Here is a 17,319-nt window from a genome sequence, read left to right on the forward strand (position 1 = left end):
GATCGATGCGATCAGATCGAAGTCACGACGGCGCCGGCCAAGGCGTCGCGCACGGCCGCGGTGACCGAGGCGTCGAAACCGAGCATCGTGATCGTGGTGGCGTCCGGGCCGAGGTGATAGCGGATCACCGCCCGGTACAGCGTTTCGACGCCTTCCGGCCGGTCCGCCGCCGGCCCGTGGACCCGGGTGATGAGCACGTGCGGCGACGGTGCCCGCCGCAGGGCGCGGCGCCCGGCCTGGTTGTGGTGGCGCAGCAGCGGGAACTCCACGGTCACCGTCCGGTCCTCGTCGTCGACGGGCACGGGAACGGTCGCCGTGAACGGACCCGGCGGGGCCGATCCGGTCCCGGCGACCAGGGCGACCTCCTCGTCGACGAGACCACCGGTCGTGCTCGCTCCCGTCGCCCACAGCGCGCGCCGGAGGGCGTTCCGGACGGTGCCCTCGCCACCCGGCCCCGCCCAGTCGAACGTCTCCGCCCGGCCCGGCGCGAAGACGTTCTGGTCGATCTCCGCACGGTGTTTCAGCAGGTCCAACCATCCGTCCAGGCCTGACGTGCCGGTGGTGGCGCCGGCCTCCTCGACGGCCTCAAGGGCGGGTGCCAGCCCGGTGTCCGTCCGCTCCGCCGGGGAACCGGACCGCAGGGCGTCGGCGAGACGGTGGATCGAGGCACGGTCCGCCGCGCCGGCGTGGACGGCAAGGGAGACGACCGTACGCGTCGGCGTCCGGACGAAGGCCAGGGCGGACGGCCTCCCGGTCGTGATGTCCACCAGGTCCGTCGCCGCCGCGCGCAGCGCCGCCGGATCGGCGTCGCCGGCCGGCGCGAGTTCGGTGACCGTCGCCGGCGCCGCCGGCAGGATGTGGCTGAGCCAGAGGCGCCGGTTCACGCACTGCACGGACATGCGCAGCGTGTCCGTTTCCGCGACGACAGCGGCGTATGCGGCACGGAGTTCCGGATGGCCGGGGACCTCGAAGGTCTCGGTGTACACCCAGGCGTTCGGGTCGGCGCCCGACTCGCGGAGACGATCGAGGGTGGCGGACACCGGGGCCGGGACGGGCTCCTGATCGACCTGGCCGGCCGGGGGAGCGGGCAGTGCCCCGGCCAGCCCGCCCACGGTCCGGTGCTCGAAGACGTTCTGGAGCGTCAGCGACAGCTCGCGGGCGAGCGCGGCGGACACGAGACGCGCGGCAAAGATGCTGTCCCCGCCCAGCCGGAAGAAGTCGTCGTCGACCGATAGTTCGCGGTCGAGGTGCAGGACGTTACGGAAGAGGTCCGCCAGTACGTGTTCGGTCTCGCTTTCGGGTGCCCGTCCGTCCGTGGTGGTGAGGTGTGGTGTGGGGAGTGCTCTGCGGTCGAGCTTGCCGTTGGGGGTGCGGGGGAAGGCGTCGAGTGTGGTGAAGGTCGCCGGGACCATGTAGTCGGGCAGGAGCCCAGTGACGTGCGTACGGAGGTCGTCGGTGTTGTCGTCGGTGTTGTCGGTGGTGGTGATGTAGGCGGCCAGGTGCTTGCCGCCGGCGGGGTGGTCCAGGGCGACGACCACCGCGCCGGTGATGGCCGGGTGCCGTTCCAGGGCGTTACGGACTTCTTCGAGTTCGATGCGGTATCCGCGGACCTTCACCTGGTCGTCGGCGCGGCCGACGAAATCCAGCACCCCGTGGGTGTTCCAGCGGACGAGGTCGCCTGTCCGGTAGAGCCTTTCGCCGTTGTCGGTGAGGGGGTCGGCGATGAACCGGTCGGCGGTGAGGGCGCCGCGTCCTGCGTAGCCCTCGGCCAGCTGCACCCCACCCACATACAGTTCGCCGATGACGCCCGGGGCCACCGGTCGCAGCCAGGTGTCCAGGACCCGGACCTGGACGCCGGGCACCGGGGTACCGATGGTGGTTCCGCCGGCGGTGGTCTCGTTGGCGTTGGCGTTGGCGTCGGTGTTGGTGGCGTCGCCGGTGACTTCGGTGGAGCCGTAGAAGTTCCGCAGCACCGCGCCCGGCGCTGCCTGCCGGATCGCTTTGATGGTGGCCGGTGCGAGGATTTCGCCTGAGCACACCCACTGCCGCAGCGATCCCAGAGAGCCCGCTGCGTTGGGGGTCCGGGCTAGTACGTCGGCCAGGCTGGGTACGGTCAGCAGGTGGGTGACCTGGTGGCGCTCCACGGTTTCGGCCAGGGCCATCGGGTCTGTGGCGGTCTGGTCGTCGGCGATGACCAGGGTGGCGCCGGCGGTCAGTGGGGTGAGGAGTTCGGTCACCGCGTCGACGAACCCGACGCTGCTTTTGGCCAGGGCCCGGTCCCCGGGACCGAATTCAAGGAGGTCGGCGCCCCAGATCAGCCGGTTCACCACCGCCCGGTGCGAGAGCACGACCCCCTTCGGGCGACCGGTGGTGCCCGAGGTGAAGATCACGAACGCCGCGTCCCCCGAGGACGCAGCGGTCTGGCCGGTCACCTCAAGCTCATCCGGGCCGGTCACCACGACGGCGGCGTCGGAGTCTGCGAGGATCTGCCGTATCCGCTCGGCGGGGTAGGCCGGATCGACCGGGACGCATACCGCGCCCGCCCGGAGTACCCCGAGTACCGCGATGACCCGGTCCACCGAACGCGGCATCACCAACGCCACCCGGCCACCGGCACCCACACCCGCCTCCACCAGAGCACTGGCGAACACATCCACCCGCGCATCCAGTTCCGCGAACGACAACGAGAATTCGCCCGCGATCACTGCTGCGGCATCGGGAGTCGCCTCGACCTGCCGCCGCAGCAACCCGTCCACCGACACCTCGGTGGGGGTGGGTGGTGTCATGGCGGGTGAGGGTGCTGGGAGCAGGTTCAGTTCGGCGACGCGGGTGTGCGGGTTGGTTGCGAGCGTGTTCAGGGTTGTGTGGAAGACGGTCAGGAACCGTTGGGCTGTGGCTGGGTCGAACAGGTCGGTGGCGTAGCTCAGGAAGCCGGTGACCGCTTCGGGGGTTTCGGTCAGGTACAGGTCCAGGTCCGTTTTCACGGCGCCGAGGGACGCCCGCTCTGTTCGGGTCTGTATGCCCGGGAACTGTGGTTTCAGCACGGTGTGGTCGGCCAGGTGCCGGTAGGTGAGCAGGACTTGGAACACCGGGTTCCGGTTCACCGCCCGTTCGCCACCGGCCGCGGCCGCGATTTGCTCGAAGGGTGCGGCCTGGTGCGCCAATCCGTCCAGGACCACGTTGCGGGCTCGGGTCAGGACGTCGGCCAGTCGGTCGCCGGGCCCGATTCGGTGCCGGAAGGGCAGGGTGTTGAGGAAGTAGCCGATCAGGTCTTCCAGGCCGTCTTCGGTCCGGCCGCCGACCGGGGAGCCGATCACGATGTCGTCCCCGCCGCCCAGCGCCGACACGCTCAACGCGACGGCGGCCTGAACGACCATGAACATCGTCACGCCCCGCGCCTCGGCCAGCGTTCGCAACGCCGTCACCGTGCCCGGGTCCACATCGAACTCGAGGTCGGCGCCGACATGCGACGGCACCGCCGGAGGCAGCCGGTCCGGGCTGATCCCCGACTCCGGCGGTGCATCCGCCAGAGCGCCGCGCCAGTAATCGAGCAGCCGATCCAACTCCGCGCCATCGAACACCGTCCGCTGCCACAGCGCGTAGTCGGCGTACTGCACCGGCAACGGCGTCCACCCTGGCGGGCCACCCTCGACCCGCGCTCGATACGCCAGCGAAAGGTCACCCAGCAGGGCCGGGAAGGACCATTCGTCCACCGCCGAGTGGTGCACCGCCAGCGCCAGCACCCACTCCGTGCCGGTGACCCGCAGCAACGCCGCACGGATCGGGATCTGCGACCCCAGCACGAACCCGGCCCGCACGACCTCCGCCAGCCGCTCCTCTGAGAAGTCCTCCACCACCAGCGCAAGCCCGGCAACCGCCTCCTCCGCGGAGACGACCACCTGGCACAGCTGTCCGTTCCACTCCACCAGCAGGGTCCGCAGCACCTCGTGGCGGGACACCACGTCCCGGACCGCCGCCCCCAGCGCGGCCTCGTCCACGTCCCCGGACAGCCGCAGCACGACCGGAACCACATAGCGCGAACCTGGCCCGCCCAGCTGATCCACCAACCACAATGCCTGCTGCCCGAACGAGACCGGCACGACCTCGGGCCGCGGAACGTCACCCACCCGCACCGGTGCCGGGCCCTCCGCGGGCCCGGCACCGACGACCCGTGCCAGCGCCGCGATCGTCCGGGCGTCGAACAGGTCCCGCAGCGACAGCCCCGAACCCAGCCGGGCGTTCACCCGCGCGACCACCCGCGTCGCCAGCAGCGAGTTCCCGCCCAGCCGGAAGAAGTCGTCGTTCACTGACAGTTCGCGGTCCAGGTGTAGGACGTCGCGGAAGAGGTCGGCGAGTTCGCGTTCGGTCTCGCTTTCGGGTGCCCGTCCGTCCGTGGTGGTGAGGTGTGGTGTGGGGAGTGCTCTGCGGTCGAGCTTGCCGTTGGAGGTGCGGGGGAAGGCGTCCAGTGTGGTGAAGGTCGCCGGGACCATGTAGTCGGGCAGGAGCCCGGCGACGTGCGTACGGAGGTCGTCGGTGTTGTCGCCGGTGTTGTCGGTGGTGGTGATGTAGGCGGCCAGGTGCTTGCCGCCGGCGGGGTGGTCCAGGGCGACGACCACCGCGCCGGTGACGGCCGGGTGCCGTTCCAGGGCGTTACGGACTTCTTCGAGTTCGATGCGGTATCCGCGGACCTTCACCTGGTCGTCGGCGCGGCCGACGAAGTCCAGCACCCCGTGGGTGTTCCAGCGGACGAGGTCACCCGTCCGATACAACCGCCCACCGTCGTTGCTGAAAGGATCGGCGATGAACCGGTCGGCCGTCAGGGCACCCCGCCCGGCATAACCCTCAGCCAACTGCACCCCACCCACATACAACTCACCCACGACACCCGGGGCCACCGGTCGCAGCCAGGTGTCCAGGACCCGGACCTGGACACCTGGCACCGGGGTACCGATGGTGGTGGCGTCGCCGGTGGCGGTGGTGGTGGCGTCGCCGGTGACTTCGGTGGAGCCGTAGAAGTTCCGTAGCACCGCGCCCGGTACGGCCTGCCGCATCGCCTCGACTGTGGCCGGCGCGAGTACCTCGCCTGAACACACCCACTGCCGCAGCGATCCCAGAGAGCCCGCTGCGTTGGGGATCCGGGTCAGTACGTCGGCCAGGCTGGGCACGGTCAGCAGGTGGGTGACCTGGTGGCGCTCCACGATCGCGGCCAGGGCCATCGGGTCCGCGGCGGCATCGTCGTCGGCGATGACCAGGGTGGCGCCGGCGGTCAGTGGGGTGAGGAGTTCGGTCACCGCGTCGACGAACCCGACGCTGCTTTTGGCCAGGGCCCGGTCCCCGGGACCGAACCCCAGGAGTTCGGCGCCCCAGATCAGCCGGTTCACCACCGCCCGGTGCGAGAGCACGACCCCCTTCGGGCGACCGGTGGTGCCCGAAGTGAAAATCACGAACGCCGCGTCCCCCAACGGCGCCGCGTCCCCCAACGGCGCCGTGTCCCCCGACGATGCCGCGTTTCCCGAGGATGCTGTGGCCCGGCCGGTCATCTCCAACTCACCCGAGCCGGTCGCCTGGAGCTCGCCCGGGCCGGTCACCACGACGGTGGCGTCGGAGTCTGTGAGGATCTGCCGTATCCGCTCGGCGGGGTAGGCCGGGTCGACCGGCACGCATACCGCCCCCGCCCGGAGTACCCCGAGTACCGCGATGACCCGGTCCACCGAACGCGGCATCACCAACGCCACCCGGCCACCGGCACCCACACCCGCCTCCACCAGAGCACCGGCGAAGGCGTCCACCCGCGCGTCGAGTTCGGCGTAGGACAAGGAAGCCCCCTCGCCCGACAGCACCGCGACCGCCTGCGGGGTCGCCTCGATCTGTTCCCGCAGCAGCCCGTCCACCGACACCTTGGCGGAGGTGGGTGGTGTCATGGCGGGTGAGGGTGCTGGGAGCAGGTTCAGTTCGGCGACGCGGGTGTGCGGGTTGGTTGCGAGGGTGTTCAGGGTTGTGTGGAAGACGGTCAGGAACCGTTGGGCTGTGGCTGGGTCGAACAGGTCGGTGGCGTAGCTCAGGAAGCCGGTGACGGCATCCGGGGTTTCGGTCAGGTACAGGTCCAGGTCTGTTTTCACGGCGCCGAGGGACGCCCGTTCCATCTGGGCCTGCATGCCGGGGAACTGTGGTTTCAGCACGGTGTGGTCGGCCAGGTGCCGGTAGGTGAGCAAGATCTGGAACACCGGGTTGCGGCCTGCTGCGTGTTCGCCGCCGGCGGCTGCGATTTGCTCGAAGGGTGCGGCCTGGTGCGCCAGCCCGTCCAGGACCACGTTGCGGGCTCGGGTCAGGACGTCGGCCAGTCGGTCGCCGGGCCCGATTCGGTGCCGGAAGGGCAGGGTGTTGAGGAAGTAGCCGATCAGGTCTTCCAGGCCGTCTTCGGTTCGGCCGCCGACCGGGGAGCCGATCACGATGTCGTCCCCGCCGCCCAGCGCCGACACGCTCAACGCGGCCGCGGCCTGAACGACCATGAACATCGTCACGCCCCGCGCCTCGGCTAGCGTTCGCAGCGCGGTGACCGTGCCCGGGTCTACGGTGAATTCGAGGTCGGTGCCGGTGTGTGAGGGCACCGCCGGAGGTGGCCGGTCCGGGCTGATTCCTGATTCCGGTGGGGCGTCGGCCAGGGCGCTTTGCCAGTAGTTGAGCAGCCGGTGTGATTCCGGGCCGTTGAGTACCGTCCGCTGCCATAGTGCGTAGTCGGTGTATTGCACCGGCAACGGCGCCCACTCCGGCGGGCCGCCCTCAACCCGGGCCCGGTAGGCGGTCGACAGGTCACCCAGCAGTGCGGGGAAGGACCATTCGTCCACCGCGGAGTGGTGGATCGCCAGTGCCAGTACCCACTGTGTGTCTGCGGTCCGCAGCAACGCCGCGCGGATCGGGATCTGCGACCCCAGCACGAACCCGGCCCGCACGACCTCCGCCAGCCGTGCCTCTGAGAAGTCCTCCACCACCAGCGCAAGCCCGGCAACCGCCTCCTCCGCGGGAACAACGACCTGGCACAGTTGTCCGTCCCGCTCCACCAGCAGGGTCCGCAGCACCTCGTGGCGGGACACCACGTCCCGGACCGCCGCCCCCAGCGCGGCCTCGTCCACGTCCCCGGACAGCCGCAGCACGACCGGGACCACATAGCGCCCGCCCGGCCCGCCGAGCTGGTCGATCACCCACAACGACTGCTGACCGTAGGAGACCGGCAGCACCTCGGGCCGCGGAACCGCACCCACCCGCACCGTCCCCGGCCGGGCAGCACGACCGGCATCGACGACCCGGGCCAGGCCGGCGATCGTCGGAGCATCGAACACATCCCGCAGCGACAGCCCCGAACCCAGCCGGGCGTTCACCCGCGCGACCACCCGCGTCGCCAGCAGCGAATGCCCACCCAACCGAAAGAAATCGTCGTTGACCGACAACTCGCGGTCGAGGTGCAGGACGTCGCGGAAGAGGTCCGCCAGTACGTGTTCGGTCTCGCTTCCGGGCTCCCGCCCGTCCGCGGTGGTGATGTGCGGTGCGGGCAGTGCTCTGCGGTCGAGCTTGCCGTTGGGGGTGCGAGGAAAGGCGTCCAGTGTGGTGAAGGTCGCCGGAATCATGTAGTCCGGCAGGAGCCCGGAGACGTGTGCGCGGAGGTCGTCGGTGTTGTCGCCGGCGTTGTCGGTGGTGGTGATGTAGGCGGCCAGGTAGGTGCCGCCGGCGGGGTGGTCCAGGGCGACGACCACCGCGCCGGTGACGGCCGGGTGCCGTTCCAGGGCGTTGCGGACTTCTTCGGGTTCGATCCGGTATCCGCGGATTTTGATCTGGTCGTCGGTGCGGCCGATGAAGTCGAGTGTGCCGTGGGTGTTCCAGCGGACGAGGTCACCTGTCCGGTACAGCCGCTCGCCGTCGTTGCCGAAGGGGTCGGCGATGAACCGGTCGGCGGTCAGGGCGCCACGCCCGGCGTAGCCTTCGGCCAGTTGCACCCCGCCCACGTACAACTCGCCGACGACGCCCGGGGCCACCGGCCGCAGCCAGGAATCCAGCACCCGGACCTGGACGCCGGGGACGGGGCCGCCGATAGTCGTCCCGTCGGCGGTGGCCTCGTTGGCGTCGGCGTCGGCGTCGGCGGTGGTGGCGTCGCCGGTGACTTCGGTGGAGCCATAGAAGTTCCGCAGCACCGCACCCGGCGTTGCCTGCCGGATCGCTTTGATGGTGGCCGGCGCGAGGATTTCGCCTGAGCAGACCCAGTGCCGTAGCGAGGCCAGGGCTGTGGTCGCGTCGGGAACCCGGGCCAGTACGTCGGCCAGGCTGGGCACGGTCAGCAGGTGCGTGACCTGGTGGCGCTCCACGATCGCGGCCAGGGCCACCGGGTCCGCCGCGGTGTCGTCGTCGGCGACGACCAGGGTGGCGCCGGCGGTCAGTGGGGTGAGCAATTCGGTCACCGCGTCGACGAACCCGACGCTGCTTTTGGCCAGGGCCCGGTCCCCGGGACCGAACCCGAGGAGGTCGGCGCCCCACACCAGCCGGTTCACCACCGCCCGGTGCGAGAGCACGACCCCCTTCGGGCGACCGGTGGTACCCGAAGTGAAGATCACAAACGCCGCATCCCCCGAGGACGCAGCGGCCCGGTCGGTTACTTCAAGCTCACCCGGGCCGGTCGCCTGGAACTCACCCGGCCCGGTCACCACGACGGCGGCGCCGGAGTCTGCGAGGATCTGCCGTATCCGCTCGGCGGGGTAGGCCGGATCGACCGGGACGCATACCGCGCCCGCCCGGAGTACCCCGAGTACCGCGATGACCCGGTCCACCGAACGCGGCATCACCAACGCCACCCGGCCACCGGCACCCACACCAGCATCCGCCAAGGAGCCGGCGAACGCGTCCACCCGCGCATCCAGTTCCGCGAACGACAGGGAAGCCCCCTCGCCCGACAGCACCGCGACCGCACCCGGAGTCGCCTCGACCTGCCGCCGCAGCAACCCGTCCACCGACACCTCGGCGGCGATATCCGGCGCCCTTCCCGCACCGGGCGGAGCGTTCCGCACGGGAAAGGCCGCTTCGGCGAGCTCGTGGAGGGTCGTTTCCGGGCCCGCATCGAGCGCCCGCTCGAGGAACAGGGTGAAGGCGGCCGCGTGCCGTTCCACGTCCGCCACCGAGATGATCGACTCGTGTCCGGCCAGCTCCAGGCGCAGCCCGGACACGGGATCGCGGTAGACCGACAGGTCCAGCTTCCCGATCTGCCCGGGGTTGACGGTCTCCACCGTCCCGACGACCTGATCGAATCGCGCGACGTACTCGAAGATCTTGATGTTGATGGACGGCAGCGTGAAGTAGGACGACTCGCTTCCCGGCCAGCTCCGGGCGATGTGGTGGTCCTCCGCCGCGGAATGCGCCTTCGCCTGCCGCATCTGCCGGCCGATGGCCTTCATCAGCTCCGCGAGCGTGTGGTGCGGACCGATCGGGGCGACCACCGGCAGCACGCGCGACATCGCGTTGGGCGTCCGCAGCAGGCCGGGGGTGTCCCGCATCATGAAGGGCACCCGCACCGCGAGGTCGGTCCGCCGCTCGGCGAGCGACGTGTAGAGCCCCCACAGGGCGATCAGGGCGTCGGTCCAGTTCGTGCGGGCGCCCCGCGAGAACGCCCGCAGCCGGTCGAACGTGCCGTCGGGCGCCGGTAGCCGGACAGGCCGGTAGGAGAACGAGAAGAGTTCGGCCGCAACGGCCGATGCCCGCTCCGGGGCGACGTCCACGTCCAACAGCCGGCGCCAGTACTCCACCGCGCCGGGCTCCGGGGCCACCTGGTCGTGTGGTGATGGCAGGACGTCCGCCAGCCGGCCGAACCAGGCGTCGGGAACGGGTTCGTCCCGGACGGCCGCCGAGTAGATCTCCGCCACGCGGCGGATGAACATCGTGACGCTGTACCCGTCGAGCAGGATGTTGTCCGCCGCGAAGAACCACGCCCAGGTCCCGTTCGCGCGCCGCAGCAACGAGGAAGCCGTGGACAGCTCCACCGCGGTCGCGGCGGGTTCGTCGAACGAGGCACGGACCAGGTCCCGGATCGCCGCATCGCCGTGCGGCTCGTCCACCACGGTCGTTTCGAGGCGCCTCGCCGGGTCGACGCGCTGGAACGGGGTGCCCTGTTCCTCGTGGAACCGGACGCGCAGGGCGTCGGTCTCCGCGAAGGCACGGCCGACCGCGGCGGTGAAGGCGGCCGTGTCCACCGGGCCCGGCAGCCAGGTGATCTCGGCCGCACGGAACGCCGCCGGCGCGGCGAACAACTTGTGTGCGGCCCAGATGCCACGTTGGCTGGCGGACAGGGCCACCCGCTCGTCAGCGTCCACCCGAAACGTTCGTCCTTTCAGTTCTGCGGAACCCGTTGCAGCCGCTTGCTCACCTTGCCGACCGCCGTCTGCGGGAACTCGGCGACGACGTCCAGCGCGTCCGGCAGCTTGTACGAGGCGAGGCCCCGGTCGCGGAGGAACTTCCGGATGGCGGCCAGTTTCAGCGTGGCCGGGTCGGCCTCCGCCCGCGGGATCACGAACGCCTTGACGCGCTCGCCCAGGATGGCGTCGGGGATCCCGACGACGGACACGTCGTGCACCCCCTCGTGCCCGAGGATGAGGTTCTCCACCTCCTCGGGCGCGACCTTCTCCCCGCCCCGGTTGATCTGGTCCTTCGACCGCCCCACCACGGCCAGGTAGCCGTTCTCGTCACGCTCGACGATGTCGCCCGTGCGGTAGAAGCCGTCGGGGGTGAAGCTGCGGGCGTTCTCCTCGGGATTGCGGAAGTAGCCACGGATGGTGGAGGGGCCGCGGGTCAGCAGGTGCCCCGGCACGCCGGGCGGTACCGCCTGACCGCTGTCGTCCACGATGAGCAGTTCGTCGCCCGGTGAGATGGGGCGGCCCTGGCACCGCACGCTCGTCTCCTCGTCGACGTCGAACCGGTTGTAGTTGACCAGCCCCTCGGCCATGCCGAAGCCCTGTTGCAGGATGACGTCGAGTTCGGGCCGCACTCGCCGGGCCGCCTCGATGCTGAGCCTCGCCCCACCGACGTGCAGGCTCTCCAGGCTCGACAGGTCGTAGCGCTCCTTGAGCGAGGAGTTCAGCCAGGCCAGGAGGAGCGGCGGGACGATCGACGACTGGGTGACCCGGTGCCGCTGGATGAGCGGGAACACGGTGTCGGGGCTGCCGTTGTGGGCCAGCACCACGGTTCCACCGGCGCTGAGAACGCTCAGGAAACCCGGGGACCGCACCGACATGCTGTGGCACAGCGGCACCGCGGTCAGCTGCACGGAGTCTTCGGTGATGCCGCAGAGCGGGATGCTCGCCCGGACGGAATGAAGGTAGGTCTCGCTGGTGTGCGGGATCAGCTTGGGCTGCCCCGTCGTGCCGCCGGACAGTTGCAGCAGGGCGACGTCGCCCGGCAGGGACCGCCGCTCGTGGGGCAGCGGATCGTGCGCCAGCAGGCGGTCGAGGTCGGCGCCGCCGCCGTCGGCGTCGAGCACCACGGTGTGCTCCAGGCTGGGCCACGTCGCTTTCAGCTCCGCCGCCAGCGCGGCCAGATCAGCTCCGTCGTGCCGTGCGACGGTGACGTAGACGCGGGCCTCGGTCACCTCGACGAAGTGCTCGATCTCCGTACGCCGGTGCGCCGCCGGCGCGAAGACGGGGATGGCGCCGAGCTCCCAGAACGCGTAGACGAACGCGATGAACTCGGGGATGTTCGGCAGGTGCACGACCACCCGGTCGCCGCGGCCGACGCCGAGGTGGCGCAGACCCGCGGCGATCCGGAGGATCCGGTCACCGAGCTCCGCGTAGGTGAGGCTGGTCTCGCCCGCGACGATCGCCGTCTTTCCGGGGACCCGCGCGACGGTGGCGAACAGCGGCTCCGGAAGCGTCTGGTCGGTCCAGAACCCCGCAGCGCGGTAGCGGGCGGCGGTCTCGGCGGGGTAGGGCACGAAACCGTCGAGGGAGAGCGGCTCGAGGACGGTCATCAAAGCTGCCTCGACGAGATCTGGTCGACCGCACCGGGCACCGGCTCCGCGGGGTCGTTCCCCAGCGCGACGATCCGGTTGTCGGCGTCGACGTGCACGATGCGCGGCTCGTAAGTGATCAGCTCGGTCTCCTCGGCGAGCATGTAGGACATGATGATCACCAGGTCGCCAGGGTTCACCAGGTGCGCCGCGGCGCCGTTGATGCAGATCTGACCGCCGCCGGCGGTCCCGGTGATGAGGTAGGTCTCGATGCGGGCGCCGTTCGTGATGTCGACGACCTGAACTTTCTCACCTTCGACGAGACCGGCGGCCCGGACCAGATCTTCATCGATCGTGATCGAACCCACGTAATGCAGGTCGGCCTGGGTGACTGTGGCACGGTGGATTTTTCCGCCGAGGACGGTGCGGAACATGGTGTTCTCCCTGGGGCGAGAAGTCGGTCAGTTGCCGGTGGGGGCCGAGTCCTGCGTCACGCCCTCTTGCTCGGCGATGAAGTCGCGAAGGGACTTGGGACGAAGGTCGGTCCAGGTCTTGTCGATCCAGGCGAGGACCTCCTGGCGGGGAGCCCCTTCGGAGGCGCCGAAGACGATCGTCCAGCCGCCGGGCACCGGCTTGAAGGTCGGCCAGAGGGAGTACTGCTCCTCCTGATTGACGAGGGCGTAGAAGCTGCCGCTGTCATCGTCAAAGGGGTTTTGAGGCACGGTTCCCCCCTAGGGGCTGGGTGAGGGTGCTCAAGGGCCTTCCCATCGTCGGACCGGACACGGCTTCTTAGGCAAGGTTTACCTTAGTTAGGCGAGCCTTGCCTATCTTGGTGATGTCCCTGTCTCATCGTCAAGCCCTGACGCCCCTTGCGTCTGGCCGGTTGCGGATGCGCTGTTGCCCTCGTTTGACGGGCACGGGTGGTGGAGAGGCACGGTTCGACGATCTTGTGAGGGAAGTGGGGGGTCGACTTCGGCGGCGTCCGAGCTCACCAGCTTCACCACCTGGGCGCAGCGCCAGATCTGCTCGCCGCCGACCCGGCCCGCCGGTCGTGGCGGGGTGGAACACCGAAGAGGCGAACGCCCCGCGCCGCCAGTGCACGGCCTTGGCGTCGTGGCCGGGGAGAGGCGCCCCGGGACGTATCCCAGTACGGCGGCTGAGGTCTGGACCCGGGCACGGGTGGTCTTGGCGACGCTTTCGGCCTGGTTCAGGGCGTCGGGTGCTGATCTTCTCATTTATGAGAGCTGCTGCCCCCCACCGTCGCAGGCCCCCTCGGTGAAGACCGCGTCGGTCACCAGCTAATGCGGCTGGGGTCGGCTGGATAGTCGGGCAGGGCCACGGTGCTGCTGACTTTCTCGCCCAGCTTGAGCATGCCGTTCAGGAACAGGCGCCGGGACAGCAGGGTGTTGCGGAGACGTATGCCGGTGGCGGTGGCGGGGGCGAGGAACTTCCCGGTGCGGTCACCGCCTGCCTGGCAGCCCTCGGCGTACTTGCGGAGCCTGTGCTCATAGCGGGCGAAGGCAGCCCGGTGATCGCCCTGGGCCCGCGCGAGTTCGCCGGCCAGGACGTACGCGGCGACCACCGCGGTTCCCGTGCCCATGCCGCCGATGGTGGCCCCGCAGGCGGCGTCGCCGACGAGGCACACGCGCCCTGTGGACCAGGTGTCCACGTCCACCCGGCTGATCGAGTCGAAGTACAGGTCGGGGGCCTGGTGCAGCGAGGCGAGCAGGTGGGGCACCTCCCAGCCGAGGCCGGAGAACGCGTTGTCGATCACACGCTTCTGCTGTTCGGAGGCGTGGCGGTCATACGACAGTTCCGGCGCGGCGAAGACGAAGAACGCCCCTGCCCGTGCCGGATCTCGGTGGTCGGCGCCGACGGAGGCCAGTCGCCCCGGCACGTTGTACCCGACGGAGGTCTTTCCCACTCCCAGGTCGTTGGGCAGCTGCCAGGTGGCGGCGTAGTAGCCAAGGTGGCTGACGTAGTCCTCCTCCGGTCCGAAGGCGAGGCGACGGACGTTGGAGTGCAACCCGTCCGCACCGATGACCAGGTCGAAGTCGCGCGAGATTCCGCTTTGGAAGTCGGCCCGCACGCCGGAGGAGGTCTCGGTGAGGCTGACGATCGAGTCGCCGAAGATGTACTCGGCCCAGGGGGCGCTGTGCTCGTGGAGAACTCGGGCCAGGTCTCCGCGGAGCACCTCTATCGCACCGCCGGTGAACTCGGCCGGCAGGTCCAGCAGGGTGTGGCCGCGTTCGTCAACAAAACGTATCGGGCTGCCGCCGGTCTGGATACGGCGCAGTTCGGGAAGCAGGCCCATGCGTTCCAGCACGGTCAGGTGCGTTTCGCCGCGGAAGTCGACGGCCTGACCGCCCTGGCGTAGGGCCGGGGCCAGTTCGACGACGGTGGGCTGGAAGCCGTGGCGCCCCAGCCAGTAGGCCAGCGCCGGACCGGCGATGCTCGCGCCCGAGATGAGGACGTTCCTGTTCACGAGTTCCCTCCGCTCGAAAAACTGTGTCCCATAGACACTGATATTTACTGTGTACTCTAGACACAGTTGATTCCGCAAGGCAGGATCGGGAGGGCCGGCAGAGATGGGTGGCGAACACGCCGAGGTGGTGCGGCTGCTGTGGGGTCCGCACCCCAAACCCGCGCGCGGCCCCAGGCCGACACTCGACCTGGAGCGCATCGCGCGGGCCGGGGTCGAGATCGCCGACTCGAAGGGGTTGACCGATGTCTCCATGCAGCGGGTCGCCGCGAAACTGGGCGTGACCAAGATGGCGCTGTACCGGTACGTGCCGGGCAAGGTCGAGTTGGTCGCTCTGATGGTGGACGTCGCGATCGGCCCCTACCCGGCGGCGAAGGCGCGGCGCGGTGGCTGGCGTGAGCAACTGGAAGAATGGGCTCGCCGGCTGCTCGCTGTCTTTCGTCAGCACTCCTGGGTGCTGGACGCCACCGCCGGGCCGCGGATCATGGGGCCTGGAGAGCTGTCCTGGCTGGAGCGTGCCGTATCCGCCCTGGACGGCACCGGATTGAGCGGCGCCGAGCGGATGGACGCGGCTGTCCTGCTGGTCGGTCACGTACGCGGCATCACCCAGCAGGCCCGTGCGGCAGGCCCCGCAGGCAACCCCGAAGCCCAACTGGGCGCCATCCTCGGCGATCTGATGCAGGCGCACGGCGAGCGATTCCCCGCGCTCGCTGTGGCCTTCGCTTCAGCCGCCCAGTCCGACGGGCAAGATCAGGCATGGGATTTCGGCCTACAGCGGATCCTGGACGGCTTGGCCGCACTCATCGACCAGCGCGCACGTTGACCGCGGTTTGGAGCACAGCCGTCCGGCTTCTGGGTTCCCCCTGATGCTGCTCCCGTTTGGCGGGCACGGGTGTTGGGAGAGATATGGTTCGACGATCTTCCGAAGGAGATCGTTCGTCGTGCCCAAGCCCTACCCGCCGGAGTTTCGGCGGCGTTCCCTGGACCCAGGGCTGATGCGTTCCCGTAGGGCGAGATGATCGGCAGGTGACCCGGGGGTGCTCTGGAGCGTCGGGATTGCCGACCCTGTCCCCTTGGGGAACCATGTGGTCATGAGCGACGCCCATGACGGCCCGGCCCGGCCCGCGCCGCGTTCGCCGTCGGGCTTGCCCTGCTGGAGGGCCGGGCGACGGCGGCCCCCGACGACCCTTTCGAGGCCGCCCGCGGCGCCCTGATCTCGGCCGTGGACGCCGGTGACCCCGAGTGGTCGCCGCGTGCGGCGTACGTCCTGGGCATGGCCCTGTTCGACCGGGGCGAGATGGCCGGCGCCCGGATCTACTTCGACCGGGCGCGGCAGGCGGGCCATCCCGAGTGGTCGGTCGGTGGTCTGATCGGCCAGGCGCACCTGGCCGCACGCGAACGCCGTCGGAGTGAGGCCGCCCGGTTGTTCGGGCAGGTGATCGACGCCGGCCGGGAACGGTTCCTGGGGTCGGCCTGGTACAACCTCGGGGCCATCCACCAGCAGGAACGCTCGTTCACCGAGGCGGCCAAGGCCTACCGCCGAGCGGTCGCGACCGGGGACGTGGAGTTCATGCCGAAGGCCGCGACCAACCTCGGGTTCGTGCTCGCCAACCACCTCGGCGACCCGGCAGGGGCCCGGCAGGCCTTCGAGGCGGCCATCGCCTCCAACGACCCCGAGCAGGCGCGGCTCGCCGCGCACAACCTACGCGCCATGGACGAGCTGGACCGATTGCGCCGCGCGGGCCTACCTCTGCCCTCAGGCGAGGACGGCGTCGATGTGTCCGTGCCTCAGAGCAAGGGCCGAGTCAAGCGCCGCTGGTGGTTCCCGCAAGGGCGCTAGCCTGCCGCATCCCTGCTCGGGAGCCAGAGCCGACGCGTCCTCTCGCTCAGGCAGTGCAGGTCAAGCGGCGCCGCACCGACACGGTGACCGGCAAGACCACCACGGGACAGGAGAGCGTTAACTGCGGGAGATCAGAACTGATCAGATCTTTCCGGAACGGCTTCCTAGAGAGCTGAGGATGGGTTTTTGAGCTGGGCGAATGCCTGGAAGCCTTGCGTCGTTGGGATGGTGGATGGTGTTCACACCGAAGAGGTCACGGGTTCGGCCAAGTCTTCGTGTGCTTGTTGTTCCAGTTCACTGCGGCGTTCGTGCGGTGTTCGCCGCTGGACGTGACCCAAACCGTCCGTACTACGAGGAGAGTCCCGGGGCAGCCCGCAGATGACGGGGTCGGCGGCGACGGTGGAAGTGGGGCTGGACGGTCCGGCGGGCCCGTCGTCAGCTTTCCGCAGGGCTTGCCGGGATGCGGTGCTGCGCGGCCGGGACCGGGGTCTTGATGCGCAGGATGCGGCGGGCGATGGCGTAGAGCCCGTGCCGGAGTTCGGCGTCGTCGAGGTGGGCCAGGAAGGGGCTGGCGGCGGCGGAGACGAGGCCGTGGCTGGTGACGAGGCCGATCATCAGGGTGTGGAGGTGGGGGTCGGGTCCGCTCAGGAGCATGCCGACGCGCTGTGCGAGGTCGAGCATGTCGGGCCGGGTTTCCATGTGCCGCCGGATGGCGGGGTCGAACTGGAACGCGAAGAGCAGGTCGCGGTTGTCGATGAGGAGATCGATGATGCCGAGCAGGACGGTGTCGACCTGGTCGGCTCGGCGGCGTTGCTTCTCGGCGGCTTCGACGACGGTGGCCAGCCGGCGGAGTTGGGGGGTCACCACCGCCTCGATGAGGTCTTCCTTGTTCTGGAAGTGGTAGTAGACGGCCGCTTTGGTGACGCCGATCTCGTCGGCGAGCATTTGGAGCGAGGTGCCGTTGACGCCGTGCCGGACGAACAGGCCGACGGCGGCTTCGACCAGCCGTTCTCGCACCACTCC

General features: G+C 69.9%; 8 protein-coding genes. 2 read left to right on the top strand and 6 right to left on the bottom strand.

What is annotated here, in order from left to right:
- Window positions 1-11: 11 nt before the first annotated feature.
- The 5 genes from DPM19_RS00865 to DPM19_RS00885 form a co-directional block, all read right to left on the bottom strand.
- Window positions 12-10,346, bottom strand: a complete 10,335-nt coding sequence (locus DPM19_RS00865; protein ID WP_111862806.1) for a non-ribosomal peptide synthetase — start codon at window positions 10,344-10,346, stop codon at window positions 12-14.
- Between the two features lie 17 nt (window positions 10,347-10,363).
- Window positions 10,364-11,995, bottom strand: coding sequence for a (2,3-dihydroxybenzoyl)adenylate synthase (locus tag DPM19_RS00870; RefSeq protein ID WP_111862807.1), 1,632 nt, complete (start codon window positions 11,993-11,995; stop codon window positions 10,364-10,366).
- Window positions 11,995-12,408 carry an aspartate 1-decarboxylase gene (gene panD / locus DPM19_RS00875; RefSeq protein ID WP_111862808.1) on the bottom strand — a complete coding sequence of 138 codons (414 nt, stop codon included), beginning with the start codon at window positions 12,406-12,408 and terminating at the stop codon, window positions 11,995-11,997. The genes DPM19_RS00870 and panD overlap by 1 nt, the downstream gene beginning before the upstream one ends.
- A 27-nt stretch (window positions 12,409-12,435) precedes the next feature.
- Window positions 12,436-12,696, bottom strand: coding sequence for an MbtH family protein (locus DPM19_RS00880; protein WP_111862809.1), 261 nt, complete (start codon window positions 12,694-12,696; stop codon window positions 12,436-12,438).
- A 569-nt stretch (window positions 12,697-13,265) separates the two neighbouring features.
- Window positions 13,266-14,459: an FAD-dependent monooxygenase gene (locus DPM19_RS00885; RefSeq protein ID WP_111862810.1), complete on the bottom strand. Its 1,194-nt coding sequence runs from the start codon at window positions 14,457-14,459 to the stop codon at window positions 13,266-13,268.
- 103 nt (window positions 14,460-14,562) lie between these two features.
- On the opposite strand from DPM19_RS00885, the gene DPM19_RS00890 reads away from it, so the two are divergent.
- Together DPM19_RS00890 and DPM19_RS00895 are read left to right on the top strand one after the other, a co-directional pair.
- Window positions 14,563-15,279: a TetR/AcrR family transcriptional regulator gene (locus DPM19_RS00890; protein ID WP_111862811.1), complete on the top strand. Its 717-nt coding sequence runs from the start codon at window positions 14,563-14,565 to the stop codon at window positions 15,277-15,279.
- Window positions 15,280-15,609: 330 nt separating this feature from the next.
- A complete protein-coding gene (locus DPM19_RS00895) occupies window positions 15,610-16,296 on the top strand; it encodes a tetratricopeptide repeat protein (RefSeq protein ID WP_267900864.1) in 687 nt (228 codons plus the stop codon).
- A gap of 435 nt (window positions 16,297-16,731) precedes the next feature.
- On the opposite strand, the gene DPM19_RS00900 is transcribed toward DPM19_RS00895, so the two are convergent.
- Window positions 16,732-17,316: a TetR/AcrR family transcriptional regulator gene (locus DPM19_RS00900; protein WP_233509736.1), complete on the bottom strand. Its 585-nt coding sequence runs from the start codon at window positions 17,314-17,316 to the stop codon at window positions 16,732-16,734.
- Between the last annotated feature and the right edge of the window lie 3 nt (window positions 17,317-17,319).

The organism is Actinomadura craniellae (assembly GCF_003289645.1).
GTDB lineage: Bacteria > Actinomycetota > Actinomycetes > Streptosporangiales > Streptosporangiaceae > Actinomadura_D > Actinomadura_D craniellae.